The organism is Glutamicibacter sp. (assembly GCF_032154645.1).
Classification (GTDB): domain Bacteria; phylum Actinomycetota; class Actinomycetes; order Actinomycetales; family Micrococcaceae; genus Glutamicibacter.
Map to the genome: position 1 here is coordinate 22,678 of NZ_JALDXV010000010.1, position 17,607 is coordinate 40,284.

Annotated in this window: 17 protein-coding genes; 6 read left to right on the plus strand and 11 right to left on the minus strand. The window is 63.6% G+C overall.

What is annotated here, in order from left to right:
• Positions 1-15: 15 nt before the first annotated feature.
• From tal to RUH64_RS10120, 6 genes are all read left to right on the plus strand, one after another.
• Positions 16-1,119 (plus strand): transaldolase, encoded by a 1,104-nt coding sequence (tal, locus tag RUH64_RS10095; protein WP_313813081.1) that lies wholly within the window; start codon positions 16-18, stop codon positions 1,117-1,119.
• Positions 1,120-2,700, plus strand: coding sequence for a glucose-6-phosphate isomerase (locus RUH64_RS10100; RefSeq protein WP_313813083.1), 1,581 nt, complete (start codon positions 1,120-1,122; stop codon positions 2,698-2,700).
• A 6-nt stretch (positions 2,701-2,706) separates the two neighbouring features.
• The gene (gene zwf / locus RUH64_RS10105) at positions 2,707-4,227 is read left to right on the plus strand and encodes a glucose-6-phosphate dehydrogenase (RefSeq protein WP_141364494.1); all 1,521 of its coding nucleotides are present in this window, start codon (positions 2,707-2,709) and stop codon (positions 4,225-4,227) included.
• Positions 4,224-5,165: a glucose-6-phosphate dehydrogenase assembly protein OpcA gene (locus RUH64_RS10110; protein WP_313813085.1), complete on the plus strand. Its 942-nt coding sequence runs from the start codon at positions 4,224-4,226 to the stop codon at positions 5,163-5,165. The genes zwf and RUH64_RS10110 overlap by 4 nt, the downstream gene beginning before the upstream one ends.
• Positions 5,155-5,895, plus strand: a complete 741-nt coding sequence (pgl, locus tag RUH64_RS10115; RefSeq protein WP_313813090.1) for a 6-phosphogluconolactonase — start codon at positions 5,155-5,157, stop codon at positions 5,893-5,895. Before RUH64_RS10110 ends, pgl begins: the two co-directional genes overlap by 11 nt.
• 94 nt (positions 5,896-5,989) lie before the next feature.
• Positions 5,990-6,946 (plus strand): FAD-dependent oxidoreductase, encoded by a 957-nt coding sequence (locus tag RUH64_RS10120; protein WP_313813091.1) that lies wholly within the window; start codon positions 5,990-5,992, stop codon positions 6,944-6,946.
• Between the two features lie 81 nt (positions 6,947-7,027).
• On the opposite strand, the gene secG is transcribed toward RUH64_RS10120, so the two are convergent.
• The 11 genes from secG to RUH64_RS10175 form a co-directional block, all read right to left on the minus strand.
• Complete coding sequence (secG, locus tag RUH64_RS10125; RefSeq protein ID WP_313813092.1) at positions 7,028-7,279, minus strand: preprotein translocase subunit SecG; 252 nt, start codon at positions 7,277-7,279, stop codon at positions 7,028-7,030.
• Between the two features lie 21 nt (positions 7,280-7,300).
• On the minus strand, positions 7,301-8,116 hold the full coding sequence (gene tpiA, locus RUH64_RS10130) for a triose-phosphate isomerase (RefSeq protein ID WP_313813095.1): 816 nt from the start codon (positions 8,114-8,116) through the stop codon (positions 7,301-7,303).
• A gap of 2 nt (positions 8,117-8,118) precedes the next feature.
• Positions 8,119-9,348 (minus strand): phosphoglycerate kinase, encoded by a 1,230-nt coding sequence (locus tag RUH64_RS10135; RefSeq protein WP_313813097.1) that lies wholly within the window; start codon positions 9,346-9,348, stop codon positions 8,119-8,121.
• Between the two features lie 16 nt (positions 9,349-9,364).
• Positions 9,365-10,372, minus strand: coding sequence for a type I glyceraldehyde-3-phosphate dehydrogenase (gene gap / locus RUH64_RS10140; protein ID WP_313813101.1), 1,008 nt, complete (start codon positions 10,370-10,372; stop codon positions 9,365-9,367).
• Between the two features lie 185 nt (positions 10,373-10,557).
• A complete protein-coding gene (locus RUH64_RS10145; RefSeq protein WP_313813103.1) occupies positions 10,558-11,187 on the minus strand; it encodes a superoxide dismutase in 630 nt (209 codons plus the stop codon).
• 60 nt (positions 11,188-11,247) lie between these two features.
• Positions 11,248-12,228: a DNA-binding protein WhiA gene (gene whiA, locus RUH64_RS10150; protein WP_313813105.1), complete on the minus strand. Its 981-nt coding sequence runs from the start codon at positions 12,226-12,228 to the stop codon at positions 11,248-11,250.
• Positions 12,229-12,256: 28 nt separating this feature from the next.
• Positions 12,257-13,282, minus strand: coding sequence for a uridine diphosphate-N-acetylglucosamine-binding protein YvcK (gene yvcK / locus RUH64_RS10155; protein WP_313813107.1), 1,026 nt, complete (start codon positions 13,280-13,282; stop codon positions 12,257-12,259).
• A gap of 5 nt (positions 13,283-13,287) precedes the next feature.
• On the minus strand, positions 13,288-14,181 hold the full coding sequence (gene rapZ / locus RUH64_RS10160) for an RNase adapter RapZ (RefSeq protein WP_313813109.1): 894 nt from the start codon (positions 14,179-14,181) through the stop codon (positions 13,288-13,290).
• A 9-nt stretch (positions 14,182-14,190) separates the two neighbouring features.
• Positions 14,191-16,128: an excinuclease ABC subunit UvrC gene (gene uvrC, locus RUH64_RS10165; RefSeq protein WP_313813112.1), complete on the minus strand. Its 1,938-nt coding sequence runs from the start codon at positions 16,126-16,128 to the stop codon at positions 14,191-14,193.
• Between the two features lie 3 nt (positions 16,129-16,131).
• Positions 16,132-16,803, minus strand: coding sequence for a lysophospholipid acyltransferase family protein (locus RUH64_RS10170; protein ID WP_313813115.1), 672 nt, complete (start codon positions 16,801-16,803; stop codon positions 16,132-16,134).
• Positions 16,804-17,505 (minus strand): HAD hydrolase-like protein, encoded by a 702-nt coding sequence (locus RUH64_RS10175; protein ID WP_313813116.1) that lies wholly within the window; start codon positions 17,503-17,505, stop codon positions 16,804-16,806.
• Positions 17,506-17,607 lie beyond the last annotated feature (102 nt).

Consider the following 17,607-nt stretch of genomic DNA (forward strand, 5'->3'; position numbering starts at 1 on the left):
GGAACTGCTAAAAACATGAGCAACCCCAACACTCAGGCCCTCACCGACGCCGGAGTATCCATCTGGCTCGACGACCTCTCCCGCGAACGCTTGACCAGCGGATCGCTGGCCAAGCTGATCGAGGAAAAGAACGTCGTCGGCGTGACCACCAACCCGTCCATCTTCGCCGCCGCGCTGTCCAACGCAGCAGTCTACGGCGAAGCCATCGCGGCGCAGACCCACAACTCGGTGGAAACCGCGATCACGGAAATCACCTGCGACGACGTGGCCGCGGCCTGCGACCTGTTCAAGGGCATCTACGACGCCACCGACGGCGTGGACGGCCGCGTCTCCATCGAGGTTGACCCGCGCGCGGCCCACGACACCGCAACCACCATCGCGCAGGCCAAGGAACTGTATCAGCGCGTGGACCGCGAGAACGTGCTGATCAAGATCCCAGCCACCAAGGCGGGCCTTGAGGCGATCACCGAAACCATCGCCGAGGGCATCAGCGTGAACGTCACCCTGATCTTCTCCCTCGAACGCTACCGCGAAGTGGTCAACGCCTACCTGCTGGGCCTGGAAAAGGCGCACGCCAAGGGACTGGACCTGTCGAAGATCCACTCGGTGGCCTCCTTCTTCGTCTCCCGCGTCGACACCGAGATCGACAAGCGCCTGGATGCCCTCGGCACCGACGCCGCAGCGGCTGTGCGCGGTCAGGCAGGCGTCGCCAATGCCCGCCTCGCCTACCAGATCTTCGAGGAGTCCTTCTCTGCAGTGCGCTTCGAGGTGCTCAGCTCCGCCGGAGCACACGTACAGCGCCCGCTGTGGGCCTCCACCGGCGTGAAGGACCCCGCCTACCCGGCAACCCTGTACGTTACCGAGCTGGCGGCCCCGCACACCGTGAACACCATGCCGGAAAAGACCCTGGACGCCACCGCTGAACAGGCGCAGGTGCGCGGCAACGCCGTCTCCGGCAGCTACGATGCGGCAAACCGCGTGCTGGACAAGCTCGCGGCCCTGGGCATCGACTACAACGAGATCGTCGACCTGCTTGAGGTCGAGGGCGTGGCAAAGTTTGAAGACGCATGGATCGAACTACTCGAAGACATGGCAGTCGCCCTGAAGGGAGCAAAATAGATGGAACTGGGTCTTGTCACCTCCGGCGACGCCCTCGCCTTCGTCGATGCACAGCTTCCAGCGCTGATCGAGGCAAAGATCGGCAGCCGCATCGCCGCCGAGGACCCCACGATCTGGGGTCCCGCCGCGCAGGCCGAATCATCCATCCGCCTGGGCTGGGTCAACCCCTTTGAAGCAGCGGAAAAGCTGATCCCTGCAATCAACGCACTGCGCGATGAACTGGTCGACGAGGGCCTGACCCGCATCGTGCTGTGCGGCATGGGCGGCTCATCGCTGGCACCGGAGGTCATCTGCGCGCATGACGAGGTCGACCTGGTCATCTGCGACACCACCGACCCGTCGATGCTCGCACCGATCATCGCCACCGACCTGGAACACACCGTTGTGGTCGTCGCCTCCAAGTCGGGCTCCACCGTGGAAACCGACTCGCAGCGCCGTGCCTTCACGGCGGCCTTCCAGGCCGCCGGCATCGACCCGGCCACCCGGCTGGTGCTCGTCACCGACCCGGGTTCCCCCATGGACAACCCTCAGGGCGTGCGCGCGGTCTTCAACGCCGATCCGAACGTGGGCGGCCGCTACTCCGCGCTGACGGCCTTCGGCCTGGTGCCGTCCGGCCTGGCCGGCGCCGACATCGAGGCGCTGGTGGAGGAAGCCGGGCTGCTGCACGATGTACTCAGCGTGGACGACGAGGACAACCTTGCCCTGCACCTGGGCGCCGCCATGGCCACCAAGGGCCGCGACAAGCTGGTCATCGCCGGAGTCGGCGACGCACTGCCTGGCTTCGGGGACTGGGCGGAACAGCTCATCGCCGAATCCACCGGCAAGGAATCCAAGGGTGTGCTCCCGGTCGTCGCCCACGTGGGCGCCCCGGAGCTGAATACCGTGGCCGCCGACGTGCTGCCGCTGTACATCTACGACGAGCTGCCCGAGCAGGTGGATGAGGACGCCACCGCCGTGCACTTCAGTGCGCCGCTGGGCACCAGCTTCATGATCTTCGAGTACGCCACCGCGGTGGCCGGCTACCTGCTGGGCATCAGCCCCTTCGACCAGCCGGATGTGGAGGCCGCCAAGGTGGCAGCCCGTTCGCTGCTCGACGCACCCGCGGCCGCCGCACCGGACGCGGTAGACGGCGCCGTACAGCTGTTCGGCACCACCGCAGACACCCTCACCGGTGCGTTGGAGGAGCTGACCGGCAAGCTGGGTGCGGACGGATACCTTGCCATTCAGGCCTACCTGAACCGCAACGAGGACACCGCGCTGCTGACGCTGCGCGATGAGCTGGCGGCGAAGACCGGACGCCCGGTGACCTTCGGCTGGGGCCCGCGCTTCCTGCACTCCACAGGCCAGTACCACAAGGGCGGCCCGGCACAGGGCGTGTTCCTGCAGATCACCGCCGAACACCCGGCCAGCGAGGACTTGGAAATCCCCGGCCGCCCCTACAGCTTCGGCGGCCTGATCACCGCCCAGGCCAGCGGCGATGCAGGGGTGCTCTCCGATGCCGCGCACCACCGCCCGGTGCTGCGCGTGAACCTCACCGACCGCCAGGCTGGAATCGCCGCCCTGCTTGAGGCAGCGAAGTAAGGGACCATGAGCAATCCACTACGCGACGCCCGCGACCGGCGGCTTAACCGCATCGCCGGTCCGGGCGCGCTGGTGTTCTTTGGAATCACCGGCGACCTTGCCCGCAAAAAGCTGATGCCAGCGGTCTACGACCTTGCAAGCCGCGGCCTGCTTCCCCCGAACTTTGCCATCGTCGGCTTCGGCCGCCGCGACTGGAGCGCCGAGGACTTCGCCGCCCAGGCCCGCGAATGGATCCTCGCCAGCTCCCGCACCCCGTTCAACGAAACGGTGTTCACCCAGCTGGCCTCCGGCATGCGCTTCATCTCCGGCGCCTTTGACGACGACGCCGCCTACGAGCAGCTCTCCGCCACCCTGGACGAGCTGGCCGAAACCCGTTCCACCGGCCGCAACCACGCCTTCTACCTCTCGATCCCGCCCAGCTGGTTCGACGTGGTCTGCGAAAAGCTCTCCGAACACAAGCTGGCCAACGACGCGAATCCCGGCTGGGAACGCGTGGTCATTGAAAAGCCCTTCGGCCACGACCTGGCCAGCGCCCGCGAGCTGAATGCGATCGTCGAATCGGTGTTCCCGCCCGACTCGGTGTTCCGCATCGACCACTACCTGGGCAAGGAAACCGTGCAGAACCTGCTGGCGCTGCGCTTTGGCAACCAGATGTTCGAACCGCTGTGGAACAACAAGTACGTAGACCACGTGCAGATCACCATGGCGGAGGACATCGGCATCGGCGGCCGCGCCAGCTACTACGACGGCGTGGGCGCCGCCCGCGACGTCATCCAGAACCACCTGCTGCAGTTGCTGGCGCTGACCGCCATGGAGGAGCCCATCTCCTTCAACGCAGACCACCTGCGCAGCGAAAAGGAGAAGGTGCTCGCCGCGGTCCAGCTGCCCGAGGACCTGGGCGCCGCCTCCGCGCGAGGCCAGTACACCTCCGGCTGGCAGGGCGGCGAAGAGGTGGTCGGCTTCCTCGATGAGGAGGGCTTCAACCCCAAGTCGAAGACCGAAACCTATGCGGCGGTGCGGCTGAACATCAACACCCGACGCTGGTCGGGCGTGCCCTTCTACCTGCGCGCGGGCAAGCGCCTGGGGCGGCGCGTCACCGAGATCGCCGTGGTGTTCAAAAAGGCCCCGAACCTGCTGTTCACCGACCACAAGGACGACGAGTTCGGGCAGAACGCGTTTGTGATCCGCGTGCAGCCCGACGAGGGCGCAACCATCCGCTTCTCCTCCAAGGTGCCCGGCACCCAGATGGAGATCCGCGATGTCACCATGGACTTCGGCTACGGCAACGCGTTCACCGAATCCTCCCCCGAGGCCTATGAACGCCTGATCCTCGACGTACTGCTGGGCGAGCCGCCGCTGTTCCCCCGCCATGAAGAGGTCGAGCAGTCCTGGCGCATCCTGGATCCGTTCGAGGAGTACTGGGCCGCGCTGCCCACGCAGCCCGAGCCCTACGCCCCGGGTTCCTGGGGGCCAGCCAGCAGCGATGAGCTGATGGCCAAAGACGGAAGGACGTGGCGACGCCCATGATGATCGATCTTCCCAATACGACCACTTCCAAGGTGGCCAAGAAGTTGCTGTCCTCGCGCCGTACCCACGGCGTGGTGGCGCTCTCCCGCGTACTGACCCTGGTGGTGATCACCCGCGAGGGCTTCGCCGAAAGCGCCATCGACGCGGCGAACTTGGCTAGCCGCGAGCACCCCTGCCGCATCATCGTGGTGGTGCGCGGCTCGGCCCAGGGCGAGAACCGCTTGGACGTGCAGATCCGCGTGGGCGGTGACGCCGGCGCCTCCGAGGTCATCGTCATGCGCACCCACGGCCCCGACATGGAGGCCGACGAGGCGCTGATTTCAGCCCTGCTGCTGCCCGATGCCCCGATCGTGGCCTGGTGGCCGCACGGCGTGCCGGCCGACCCGTACAACACCCCGCTGGGCAAGATCGCCCACCGCCGCATTACCGATTCCGGCGAGATGGAAGATCCCACCGCGGCGCTGTTCAGCCGCATCTCCAGCTACCGTGCGGGCGACACCGACCTTGCCTGGACCCGCCTGACCCTGTGGCGCGCCCAGCTGGCGAGCATCCTGGATTTGATCGGCACCGAAGGGCTGACAGGCATCACTGTGAAGGGCTCGGAGAATTCCCCGTCCACCACGCTGTTGGCGGCCTGGCTGACCATGTGCCTCCAGGTGCCGGTGACCATCGCCGCAGACAAGTCCACCGGCGGCCTGTCTTCGGTGCGTCTGGCGCGTGAGGGCGGCGACGTCGAACTGTCCCGCCCCTCCGGCGCGGTGGCGCACCTGTACCTTCCGGGCACCGCACCCCAGCGCATCTCGCTGCCGCGTCGTTCGGTGGCTCAGTGCCTGGCCGAGGAGATGCGCCGCCTGGATGCCGACGATGTATTCGGCGAGGTCGTCACCCGCGGCCTGGCCCTGACCAACCTGAGGAGCATCCGTTCCAGTGATCGCTAGACAGATCGTCATCCACGATGACCTGCAGGCCACCGCACAGGGCATCGCTGCCCGGCTGATCACCTCGATCGCCGATGCCGTCGCCGCCCGCGGCGTGGCCCACGTGGTGCTCACCGGGGGTTCGCTGGGCATCGCCGCGCTGAAGGCAGTGGCGGCCAACCCCGCCAAGGTCGCCGTGGACTGGGCGCAGGTGCATTTCTGGTGGGGCGATGAACGCTTCGTTGAATCCTCTTCGCCGGATCGAAATGCGGGCCAGGCTCAGGAGCTCTTCGACGCGCTGCTGCCGCTGGGTCTGGAACTGGACACCGTGCACGTCATGGGATCCACCGACCAGTTCTCCAGCGCGGAAGAAGCCGCCGCCGCCTACACCGAGCTGCTGGCGCAGGAAGCCGAAGAGGGCGCCGCGTCGCCCGCCTTCGACGTGCTGATGCTCGGCATGGGACCGGATTCGCACATTGCCTCGCTGTTCCCGAACCACACTCGGTCCGATGAACTCGGCGCAATTGCCGTGCACAACTCCCCCAAGCCGCCCGATGACAGGGTCTCGCTGACCATGGGCACCATCAATACCGCCCGCGAGGTGTGGCTGCTGGTGGCAGGTGCAGAGAAGGCGCCGGCCCTGGCCGCCGCCCAGCACGAGGTCAACGAGGCGGCGGTACCCGCCAGCGCCGCGCACGGCACACAGGCCACCCGGTGGCTGGTGGACCGCGCAGCTGCAACCCTGCTTTAAACACCACACTCACAGACCGGCATCACCTTTTCTAAGGAGATGCCGGTCTGTGCCATTTGACCCTCATCAACGAAGATTAGGAGCATCACCTTTCATGAACATCACCGTCATCGGCTCGGGCGTCATCGGATTAACTAGCGCCCATGAACTGGCCAAGGCTGGCCACCGGGTCACTGTCATCCACGACCAGCCGCTGCTTGAATCGGTATCCTCCGTGGCTGCGGCCATTTGGTTCCCCTACCACTCGGAGAACTCGGAGGCAGCAGACCGGCTGCTGCGCCACTCGCTGGCCCGCTTCGAAGAACTCTCGTCCATCCCCGAGACCGGGATCGACCTGCGCTACGGCCTGAACATCGACCACCTGCCGGACTCCGACCGTTCATGGACGAAGATCGTGAAGGACACCTCCGAGGCGCCGAAGGAAGACCTGCCAGACGGCGCGAATTCCGGCGTCTACGCGACCCTGCCGATCATCACCATGACCACCTACCTGGGCTGGCTGCGCGAACAGGTCGCGGCCCTGGGCGTTGCATTCGTGCAGGAAACCGTCACCGACCTGTCGCAGCTGAAGAATGAGGCAGATCTCGTCGTGCTCGCGGCGGGCCTGCGCGGTGGCGAGCTGCTGGGCGACGATGACAGCGTCTACCCCATCCGCGGCCAGGTGGTGCGCCTTGCCAACACCAAGGGCCTGACCGACTGGTTGTGCGACGACGACTACCCGGAGGGCGTCACCTACATCATTCCGCGCCGCGATGACATCATCGTCGGCGGCACCGACACGGCGAACGACTGGAACCGCGAGGTCGAGCCGGAGACGGCCGTAGCGATCCTGGCCCGGGCCGCGAAACTCGTTCCCGGGCTGGAGAACCTGGAAGTACTGGAGCACAAAGTGGGCTTGCGACCTGCACGTCAGAAGATCCGATTGGAGCGCGTTCAGGGGCAGGCGGTGCCTGTCATCGCCGCCTACGGCCACGGCGGCGCCGGCGTGACCCTGTCCTGGGGCACCGCACAGCGGGTGGTCGAGCTGGCTGTAGAAAACGCTGGCAGCTAGGTCCGGTTCACCCAGCTTAAATAAAACCGGAGGCCATCTGATTTCTCAGATGGCCTCCGGTTTTCGTTATACGACGAAGTTCTACATTTCGACGTTGAACCTAAGAATCAGGGCTAGGCCGATGATGACCGCGCCCCAAACCAAGCCAAGGATGATGGTGATGCGGTTCAGGTTGCGTTCAGCAACGCCCGAGGATCCCATCGAGCTGGTCATGCCGCCGCCGAACATGTCGGACATGCCACCGCCCTTGCCCTTGTGCAGCAGGATCAAGAGGGTGAGCAGAACGCTAGTGATTCCCAGCAGTATCTGCAGAATGATCTTGAGAATATCCAAGACGACGGTCCTTAGTTAGATTCAGTCGGTGACGAGATGATGCTCGAACCTGACTATATTAGCAAATTCTTCGGCGTCGAGGCTGGCCCCGCCAACCAACACGCCGTCAACGTCGCGTTCACGCATGATCGCTGCAGCGTTCGCTGCCTTCACGCTTCCACCGTACAGCAGTCGAGTCTTCTCCGCGATGTCCTCGCCGAAGCGCTCTACCAGGGCTGCACGGATGGCTGCGCACATCTCTTGAGCATCGGCCGGACCTGCAACTTCACCGGTGCCGATGGCCCAAACAGGCTCATAGGCAATCACAAGGTTATCGGCCTGCTCGGCGCTGACGCCTTCAAGCGATTCGTTCAGCTGGTTCAGCGTGTAGGAAACATGCTCCCCAGCCTTGCGGATCTCCAAGCCTTCGCCCACGCAGAGCACCGGGGTGATCTCATGGCGGTAGGCGGCTGCCAGCTTGGCGGCGATGACCTGGTTGGTCTCGTTGTGGTACTCGCGGCGTTCCGAATGGCCCACCAGCACGTAGGTGCAGCCGAGCTTCTTCAGGAACTGGCCGGAGATTTCACCGGTGTAAGCACCCGAATCCTGGGTAGACAGGTCCTGTGCACCATAGACGACGTCGAGCTTGTCGCCAAGGGTCAGGGTCTGCACACCGCGGATGTCGGTGAAGGGCGGGAACACTGCAACTTCGGCACGGTCATATTCGTGACCTGCGTCCTTCAGGGTCCACGCCAGCTTCTGCACCAGGGTGATGCCCTGGACGTGGTCCATGTTCATCTTCCAGTTGCCGGCGATCAGCGGCTGGCGCACATAGGCGCCGTTCTGCGAAATGGTCATCATTAGCCTTCCAGTGCGGCAACACCCGGCAGGGTCTTGCCTTCGAGGTACTCCAGGGAGGCGCCGCCGCCGGTGGAGATGTGGCCGAAGTCGTCTTCGGAGAAGCCCAGGGCGCGGACAGCCGCGGCCGAGTCACCGCCGCCTACCACGCTGAAGGCTTCCGAATCCGCCAGGGCCTGGGCCACGGTGCGGGTACCCTCGGCGAACGCAGGGATCTCGAAAACGCCCATCGGGCCGTTCCAGAACACGGTGTTCGCGCCGGTGATGTAGCTGGCGAACTTCTCGGCCGACTTTGGACCGATGTCAAGGCCGAGGCCGTTGGAGCCGAAGCTCGCTTCCTCGATCTTGTCTGCGTCCAGCACCTCGTGCCGGGCGTCTGCGCCGAACTTGTCGGCGACGACAACGTCGGTAGGCACGATGATGTCGCAGCCGAGCTTGTCAGCGCGCACCAGGTACTCCTGGCAGGTGGCAATCTGGTCTTCTTCCAGCAGGGAGCCGCCGATGGCGTAGCCCTGGGCCTTGAGGAAGGTGAAGGCCATGCCGCCGCCGATCAGCAGCTGATCGGCCTTGCCCAGCAGGTTGTCGATAACAGCCAGCTTGTCGGAGACCTTAGAACCGCCCAGCACCACCACGTAGGGGCGCTTGGGAGCCTCGGTCAGGGTCTTGAGGACCTTGACCTCCGTGGCCACCAGGTCGCCCTGGTAGCTTGGCAGCAGTGCGGCGATATCGTACACCGAGGCGTGCTTGCGGTGCACTGCACCGAAGGCGTCGTTGACGTAGGCGCCGTTCTCGCCGGTCAGCGCGGCGAGTTCCTTGGCGAACTCTTCGCGCTCCGCGTCGACCTTGGAGGTTTCTCGGACGTCGAAGCGGACGTTTTCAAGAACCAGCACGGAACCGTCGGCCAGGTCTGCCGCCGCGGCGCGGGCTGACTCGCCCACCACGTCGGCGGCAACTGCCACGTCGAAGTCTGCAAGTTCGTTCAGGCGCTTGGCAGCAGGTGCGATCGAGTACTTCGGGTCCACCTGGCCCTTGGGACGACCCAGGTGGGCCATCACAATCACCTTGGCGCCGGCGTCAACCAGCTTGGAGATGACAGGCAGGGAGGCGCGGACGCGGCCGTCATCGGTCACGGTGGCTCCATCGAGCGGTACGTTCAGGTCGCTGCGGACCAGAACATAACGTGAACGGACACCGTTGTCAGCGATCAATTCGTCGAGAGTATGTGAAGACATGTCTCTAGGTTATCGACTAGAGGCTTGAACCTACGAATTCGACAAGGTCAACAAGGCGTGAGGAATATCCCCACTCGTTGTCGTACCAGGCGACAACCTTGACGCTGTTACCGATCACGGTGGTCAAACCTGAATCGAAAATAGCAGAGTGCGGGTTGGTGACGATGTCCGAGGAGACCAGTGGATCGGTCGAGTATTCCAGGTACTTGGAAAGCTTGCCCTCGCTGGCAGCCTTTTCGAATGCCGCATTGATCTCTTCTACGGTGGCGGTGCGAGCCAGGTTGACGGTCAGGTCGGTGGCCGAACCGGTGGGCACTGGAACGCGCATGGCAAAGCCGTTGAGCTTGCCCTTGAGCTCTGGAAGTACGACGCCGATGGCCTTGGCGGCACCGGTGGAGGTAGGGATCATGTTCAACGCTGCGGCGCGGGCACGGCGTGGGTCGCGGTGCGGAGCGTCCTGCAGGCGCTGGTCTGCGGTGTAGGCGTGGATGGTGGTCATCAGGCCGTCGACGATGCCGAATTCATCGTTGAGCACCTTGGCCACCGGAGCCAGGCAGTTGGTGGTGCACGAAGCGTTCGAGATGATGGCGTGGCTCGCCGGATCATACTTGTCGTGGTTGACGCCCATCACGATGGTGATGTCTTCATGCTTGGCTGGAGCCGAGATGATGACCTTCTTGGCGCCGGCTTCGATGTGGTGGCGCGCGTCGTCGGCCTTGGTGAACAGGCCGGTGGACTCGATAACGATGTCCACATTCAGTTCACGCCATGGAAGGTAGCTTGGCTTGCGTTCGGAAAGAACCTTGATACGGCGTTCACCGACAATGATCTCGTCGCCGTACACGGAAACCGACTCGCCCAGCGGGCCGAGCACGGAATCAAACTTCACCAAGTGAGCCAGCGAATCGATTGAACCAAGGTCGTTGACGGCGACGATTTCTACGTCTGCCTTGTGGGCCAGAACTGCACGCAGGAAGTTGCGTCCGATTCGACCGAAACCATTGATTCCAACACGGGTTGTCACGTGACTATCTCCTCTAAATGGGATTTTGATGCCACGACCGCACTCAAACGGAAGTGGCCTGCTTTAAGAGGACACTTCGTTGTGCCGTGCTTGCGGATCCCGGCAATAACCGGGATCCGCTACACACATGAATATTCTACGCTAACTTAGCGAGAATTGTGAGGTAACTTACCGAAAAAGTAAGTTTACTTGCCTGGAACGATCAGCGAAGCTGCGCCGTTGCGTGCAGCCTCGAAGCGAGCCTGAACGTCAGCCCAGTTCACGATGTTCCAGAAGGCCTTGACGTAGTCAGCCTTGACGTTGACGTAGTCCAGGTAGAAGGCGTGCTCCCACATGTCCAGCATCAGCAGCGGGGTGGTTGCCACTGGGACGTTGCCCTGCTGATCGTACAGCTGCTCGATAACCAGCTGGCCGCCGAGTGCGTCGTATGCCAGAACTGCCCAGCCCGAACCCTGCAGGCTCATTGCCGCAGCGGTGAAGTGACCGCGGAAGCCATCGAAAGAACCGAAGTACTCGTCGATTGCCGCAGCCAGCTCGCCCTCAGGCTTGTCGCCGCCTTCTGGGGACAGGTTGTTCCAGAAGATCGAGTGGTTGGTGTGACCACCCAGGTGGAAAGCCAGGTCCTTGGACAGCTTCGGGATGTTGCCGAACTCGCCCTTTTCGCGAGCCTCAGCCAGCTGCTCCAGTGCCGAGTTGGCGCCGGCAACGTAGGCTGCATGGTGCTTCGAGTGGTGAAGCTCCATGATGCGGGCCGAGATGTTCGGCTCAAGTGCGGCGTAGTCGTACTGCAGTTCTGGCAGTGAATAAACAGCCATGATTCTCCTCAATCTTTTCAATTGGTTGAATCTCCGCGGCGAGAGTGCCACGGGGACGAATTACTGTTCCAGTTCATCTACTGGAACACTGGACTCGGTTCCTGGTATTCCCAGATCGCTGGCTTTTTTGTCAGCCATCGCCAGGAGGCGACGGATGCGGCCGGCAATCGCGTCCTTTGTCATGGGCGGCTCGGCCATCCGACCGAGCTCATCCAGCGACGCCTGTTTGTGTTCCAGGCGAAGCAATCCGGCGTAACGCAGATGCGTGGGCACCTCGTCACCCAGAATCTCAAGGGCCCGCTCCACGCGGGCTCCGGCGGCCACCGCCGCCTGGGCGCTGCGACGCAGATTTGCGTCGTCGAAGTTTGCCAGGCGGTTGGCCGTGGCGCGAACTTCCTTGCGCATTCGACGCTCCTCCCACACCATCAGAGCATCATGAGCTCCCATGCGGGTGAGCAGCTGAGCAATTGCATCGCCGTCGCGGATCACCACGCGGTCTACGCCGCGCACTTCGCGGGCCTTGACCGTCAGTCCCAAGCGGCGCGCAGCACCGACGAGCGCCAGGGCAGCTTCCGGGCCCGGGCAGGTGATCTCCAGTGCAGAACTGCGTCCCGGCTCGGTCAGCGAACCATGCGAAAGGAACGCGCCACGCCACACCGCTTCGGCGTCGGCGGTAGAACCGTTGACGATCACCGAGGGCAGGCCGCGCACCGGCCGGCCGCGCTGATCCAACAAACCAGTCTGCCGGGCAAGCACTTCGCCGTCTTTGGAGACGCGGACTATGTAGCGGCTGCCCTTGCGGATGCCCGAGCCGGAGACCATGACGATCTCTGCGTCGTGGCCGTACAACTCGCCAATGGCAATCTTCAATCTGCGGGCAGTCGCCGCCAGATCCACCTCAGCTTCGATGACAATTCGTCCGGAGACGATATGCAATCCCCCGCTGAAACGGAGCATGGTCGAAACCTCGGCCTTGCGAACCGAAGGCTTGCGAATTTCTACCCGCGACAGCTCGTCTTTGACGGAAGCCGTCAATGCCATGAATCAAACTCCCTTACTTTGGATCTTCCTAGGATCCGATCGCGGTAAACACCTCATGATAGGCCGCCGCTAAACGCAACGGGTCGTGCACGGCACGACCGTCAGACACACCTACTCTACTAAAAAAGGTCCGTGCACCGAGTTTTTGCGCTGCGAGCTCAAATCGTTCTTTATTGTTAACAAGCGATTCATCAGCCAAAATTGCGTCGAATCTTACCTCTGGCGCGTAGCGTCCGAGCACTTCCAGATGCGCCGCGGCATCTAGTCCAGCAGTTTCTGCAGTTTCAAGATCTAGGTTCATCGTCAACAGGCGCTTTGCCGGGGTGTTGGCGATGGCGCGACGCATGTCCGGAAGCAGCAGGTGCGGCAGCACCGAGGTGTACCAAGACCCTGGACCCAAGACCACCCAATCGGCCAGTTCAATGGCGTTCAGCGCCTCACCGCAGGCCGGTGCATCGCCAGGTTCAAGGCTGACATTTGTGACCAGTCCCCCATTGCCCGCCTTGGCCAGCTTGGCCTGGCCCTTGATCTTGCGGCGAACCAGTGCGTCGGACAGCGGGTCCGACTCCAGGACTTCACCCTGGATGGACAGCGGTACGGTGCTCATCGGAAGCACCTGTCCGCGCGCCCCGAGCAGGGCACCGGCCCAGCGCAAACCAGCCACTGGGTCATCCAACAGTTCCCACAGGGCCAGGATCAGCAGGTTTCCCACCGAGTGGCCGTTCAACGGCTCTTCCATATTCGCTTGGGAGGCAAAGCGGTGCTGCATGACATCCCGCCAGGTCCTGCCCCAGTCGTTGTCATCGCACAACGCCGCCAGGGCCATGCGCAGATCACCCGGGGGAAGCACGTCGAAGGAACCACGGATTCTTCCCGAACTGCCCCCGTCGTCGGCGACGGTGACGATGGCCGTCAGGTCGGTGCTGAGCCGGCGCAGCGCCGACAGCGATGCCGCTAGTCCGTGCCCTCCGCCCAATGCAGCCACCGACGGGCTCTGGTAGTTATCGGTGCGGTTCAGGTTCTGCAGCGGTATGGGACCGGTTGCGTACGCCATAAACCCTACTCACGCCCTAGGTCGCGGTGGCTTACGTTGACGCGGACATTGGGCAGCTGGGCCAGGCGCCGACCGAGTTCAATGCTTGTGGCCACCGAACGGTGCTTGCCGCCGGTGCAGCCCACGGCAATCGTGGCATAGTGCTTGTTTTCCCGGCGGTACCCTTCGAACACCGGTTCCAGGGCCTTGAGGTAGTTTTCGATGAACTCACCGGTGCCCTCCTGGGAGAGCACGTAGTCGGAGACTTCCTTGTCCTTGCCGGTCTGCGGGCGCAGCTCCGGCACCCAATGCGGGTTGGGAATGAATCGGACGTCTGCCACATAGTTGGCGTCGGTGGGTACACCGTACTTGAAGCCGAAGCTCATCACGTTGATCCGCAGGATCACCGGTCCCGATTCGCTGAACAGCTCATAGACGGCGCGGGAGAGATCGTGCACCGACATATTCGATGAATCAAGTACGATTTCCGCCGCTTCACGCAATTCGCTGGTGATGCCGCGTTCGCGTTGGATGCCGTCGACGATGCGACCGTCGCCCTGCAGCGGGTGCGGGCGTCGTCCCTGCTCAAAGCGGCGCACCAAAACTTCGTCGCTGGCATCCAGGTACACCAGGCGGAAATTGATGCCGCTGGAGCGGAGGTTTGCCAGGGCGTCGCGGATTTCCGGGAACATCTCCTTGGAGCGCACGTCCATAACCACCGCAAGGCGGGTCACCGAGCCCTGGGACCGGCTCATGAGTTCGGTCAGCGGCCACAGCATAGCGGGCGGCAGGTTCTCCACCACATACCAGTCCTGGTCTTCCAATGCGTGGGCTGCCGTTGTGCGGCCGGCACCTGACATGCCGGTAACGATGACCAGCTCGGATTCAGGGGGTTTTAGGGCTTCATACTCAGCGCTCATATCTCAAGGCTAGTCTAGAATTTCGCCGGTCGTCATGTTTACAGCGTTTGGTGACGAACCTTCCAGTGAATCCCTAATTGTCGTTGCCAGCTTCTCGCCGATCCCCGAAACCTGCATCAGCTCTGCCACGCCAGCGGCCCGGATCTTCTTCATCGAACCAAAGTGCTTGCGCAACGCCTCCTGCTTGGCCTTGCCGAGACCCGGGATCGCATCCAGCTCGGATTCAAGCATCGATTTGCCGCGCTTGGCTCGGTGGAAGGTGATGGCGAAGCGGTGCGCCTCATCGCGCAGCCGCTGCACCAGGTACAGGGCGGCGGAGGCGCGCGGCAGGATCAGCGGGAACGGATCATCCGGCAGCCATAGCTCTTCCAAACGCTTGGCCAGGCCGACCACGGGGATGTCGTCGATGCCGAGGTCGTCCAGGGCCTGCTGTGCGGCGGCCACCTGGGGCGGGCCGCCGTCGACGATCACCAGCGACGGCGGGTAGGCGAACTTCTTCACCTCGGCGGTGCCGGCTTCGACCTCGCCGCCGGAAAAGACGTTCGGGTCCACCTTCTCCTTCAGGTAGCGGCTGAAGCGGCGGTGGATGACGTCGTACATGCTGGCGGTATCGTCGCGGGCCGCCTCGCCGGTGATGGAGAACTTGCGATACTCGCTCTTCTTGGGCAGCCCGTCCTCGAAGACGACCATGGAGGCGACGACGTTCGTGCCCTGGGTATGGGATGCGTCGTAGCATTCGATGCGCAGCAGCGCCTGCTCGGCACCCAGCGCATCCTGCAGTTCCTGCATGGCCAGCGAACGGGTGGTGATATCGCTGGCGCGCTTGGATTTGTGCAGGCGCAGCGCCTGCTCCGCGTTTTCCTCCACCGTGGAAGCCAGCGCCGCCTTGTCCCCGCGCTGGGCAATGCGCAGCGAAACCTTAGATCCGCGCAGCTCGGTGAGCCAGGTGGTGACCTCTTCAGGGTCTTCGGGCATGGCGGGGACCAGGATTTCCCGCGGGATCCTGTCCGCATGGTCTGCGTAGACCTGGGTGAGCAGCTGTTCGATGAATTCGGCATCCGTCAGGTCGCTGACCTTTTCAACGACCCAGCCGCGCTGGGAGCGGATGCGCCCGTCGCGAACGTGGAACACCTGGACCGCCGCTTCCAGCTCGTCGCCGTGGATGCCGAAGATATCCGCGTCGGTGTTCTGCGCCAGCACCACGGCGTTGCGCTCGAAGACCTTATTCAGTGCGGCGATGTCATCGCGGTAGCGTGCCGCCCGCTCATATTCGAGCTCCGCCACCGCCTCCTGCATCTTGAGGGTCAGCGCCTTGGTGAAGCGGGTTGCCTCCCCAGACATGAAGGTGCACAGGTCTTCGGCCAGCTGGCGGTGGTCTTCCTCGCTGATGCGTCCCACACAGGGGGCGGCGCATTTGTCGATGTACCCCAGCAGGCAGGGCCTGCCCGAGGCTTCGGCGCGGCGGAAGACTCCGGGGGCGCAGCTGCGCACCGGGAAGACGCGCAGCAGCGTGTCTAGGGTTTCGCGGATCGCCTTGGCCGGGTAGAACGGGCCGAAGTACTTCACGCCCTTGCGCTTGTCCCCGCGCATCACCAGGGCGCGCGGATATTTTTCGTCCATCGTCACCGCGAGGTAGGGGTAGGTCTTGTCGTCGCGGAAAACGATATTGAAGCGCGGGGTGTACTCCTTGATCCAGGTGTACTCCAGTTGCAGCGCTTCAAGCTCCGAACCCACGACGGTCCACTGCACGCTGGCGGCGGTGAACACCATGGTCCTGGTTTTGGGGGTCAGCCTGTCAGGGTTCGCAAAATAGGACAGCAGCCGGTTGCGCAGGACCTTTGCCTTGCCGACGTAGATGACCCGGCCGTGTTCATCGCGGAAGCGGTACACCCCGGGGTTGGTCGGGATGTCAGAGGTCTTCGGCCGGTAGCTGGCTGGATCTGCCATGGCTTATTTGGCGTCCGGCGGCAGCTGGTTGTACGAATCCACGCGTTCCTGCCCGGAGAGTTCGGCGATGGCGTCCACGATGCGGTCGGTGGCAAGGCGGCGCTGCGGCAGCGGGTGCTTGCGGCCGAGCTTGTCGAAGTACAACGGCTCGCCGTAGTGGATCTTGAACTTGGTGGGCCTGAATCCCTTGGAGCCTGCTGGCTGCAGCTTTTCGGTGCCGATCAGCCCGACCGGGACCACCGGTACGCCGGTGGTCAGCGCCAGCCAGCCCACACCGGTGCGTCCACGGTAGAGCTTGCCGTCGCGGGAGCGGGTGCCCTCGGGGTAGATGCCGATGCCGCTGCCGGACTCGATGATCTCCACCAGGGAGTCAAGCGCTGCCACGGAGGCAGCCTGTTCTCCACGCTGCACCGGAATGGAACCCACGGATTCGAAGAACGACTTCATCACCTTGCCCTTGATTCCGGGGGTGGTGAAGTATTCGGCCTTGGCAAAGAACGCGACATCGCGCGGCGTCAGCGCCTGGATGATCAACGAGTCGAAGAACGACAGGTGGTTGGAGGCGACAATAAACCCGCCCTCTTTAGGCACGTTCTCCAGACCGGTCACCTCGGCGCGGCACACGCCGTGGATGATGCCGCGAATCGAAGAACGCGTCATGGTGTAGAGGCTCATCTACTGTGCACCTTCCTGCATCAGTTCATGAAGTTTAATCTGCTTTGCGCGCTCTGCCCCCAACAGCAGGTCGGCCAAAGCGGCGGTGGTGGACACCCGGTAGTCGGCGATGCTCAGCTCGCCGCCCTGCGCAAAGCCCCAGTTCACGCCGATGGATGCCACCGAGTTGGCCCTGGCGGCGTCGATGTCGTAGTGGCGGTCCCCCACCACCACGCTGCGCGCGGGGTCAAGTGCTCCGGCGTGAAGCGCTGCGGCGACGATGTGCGCCTTGCTTGAACCGTGCCCGCCGTGTTCGCTGGTATTCCCGTGCACCGCGTCGAGGCAATCGGTCAGCCGCTGCGCTGCAATCAGCTCACGGGCGATGTGCTCCGGCTTCGCGGTGGTCACAGCCACGTGAATGCCTTCGCTGCGCAGCGCGGTGAGCAGTTCGCGGATGCCCGGGTAGAGCCGTGATTGGCTCATGCCCACCTCGGCGTAGCGGGTCCGATAGGTGTCGATGATGGCGTCGATGTTCTCATCGTCGACACCGTCCAGGGTGCGCAGCCCGATCTGCAGGGGCGGACCCACCAGTGCTTCGACGCGCTCCTCGCCCGGATCCGCGATTCCATGCGCCACCAGGGCATAGCGAATCCCCGAAGTGATGGATCCGGCAGGGTCAACGAGGGTCCCGTCGAGATCGAAAAGCACGCTTGCAACCGACATATTCACCTAGACATCATCCCATGAAGCGGGCGTGGGTTAGACATTCATAACTGAGAACACATATTTCCCATACCCGCGCCCTGTTTCGGGCCAGCGCTGACG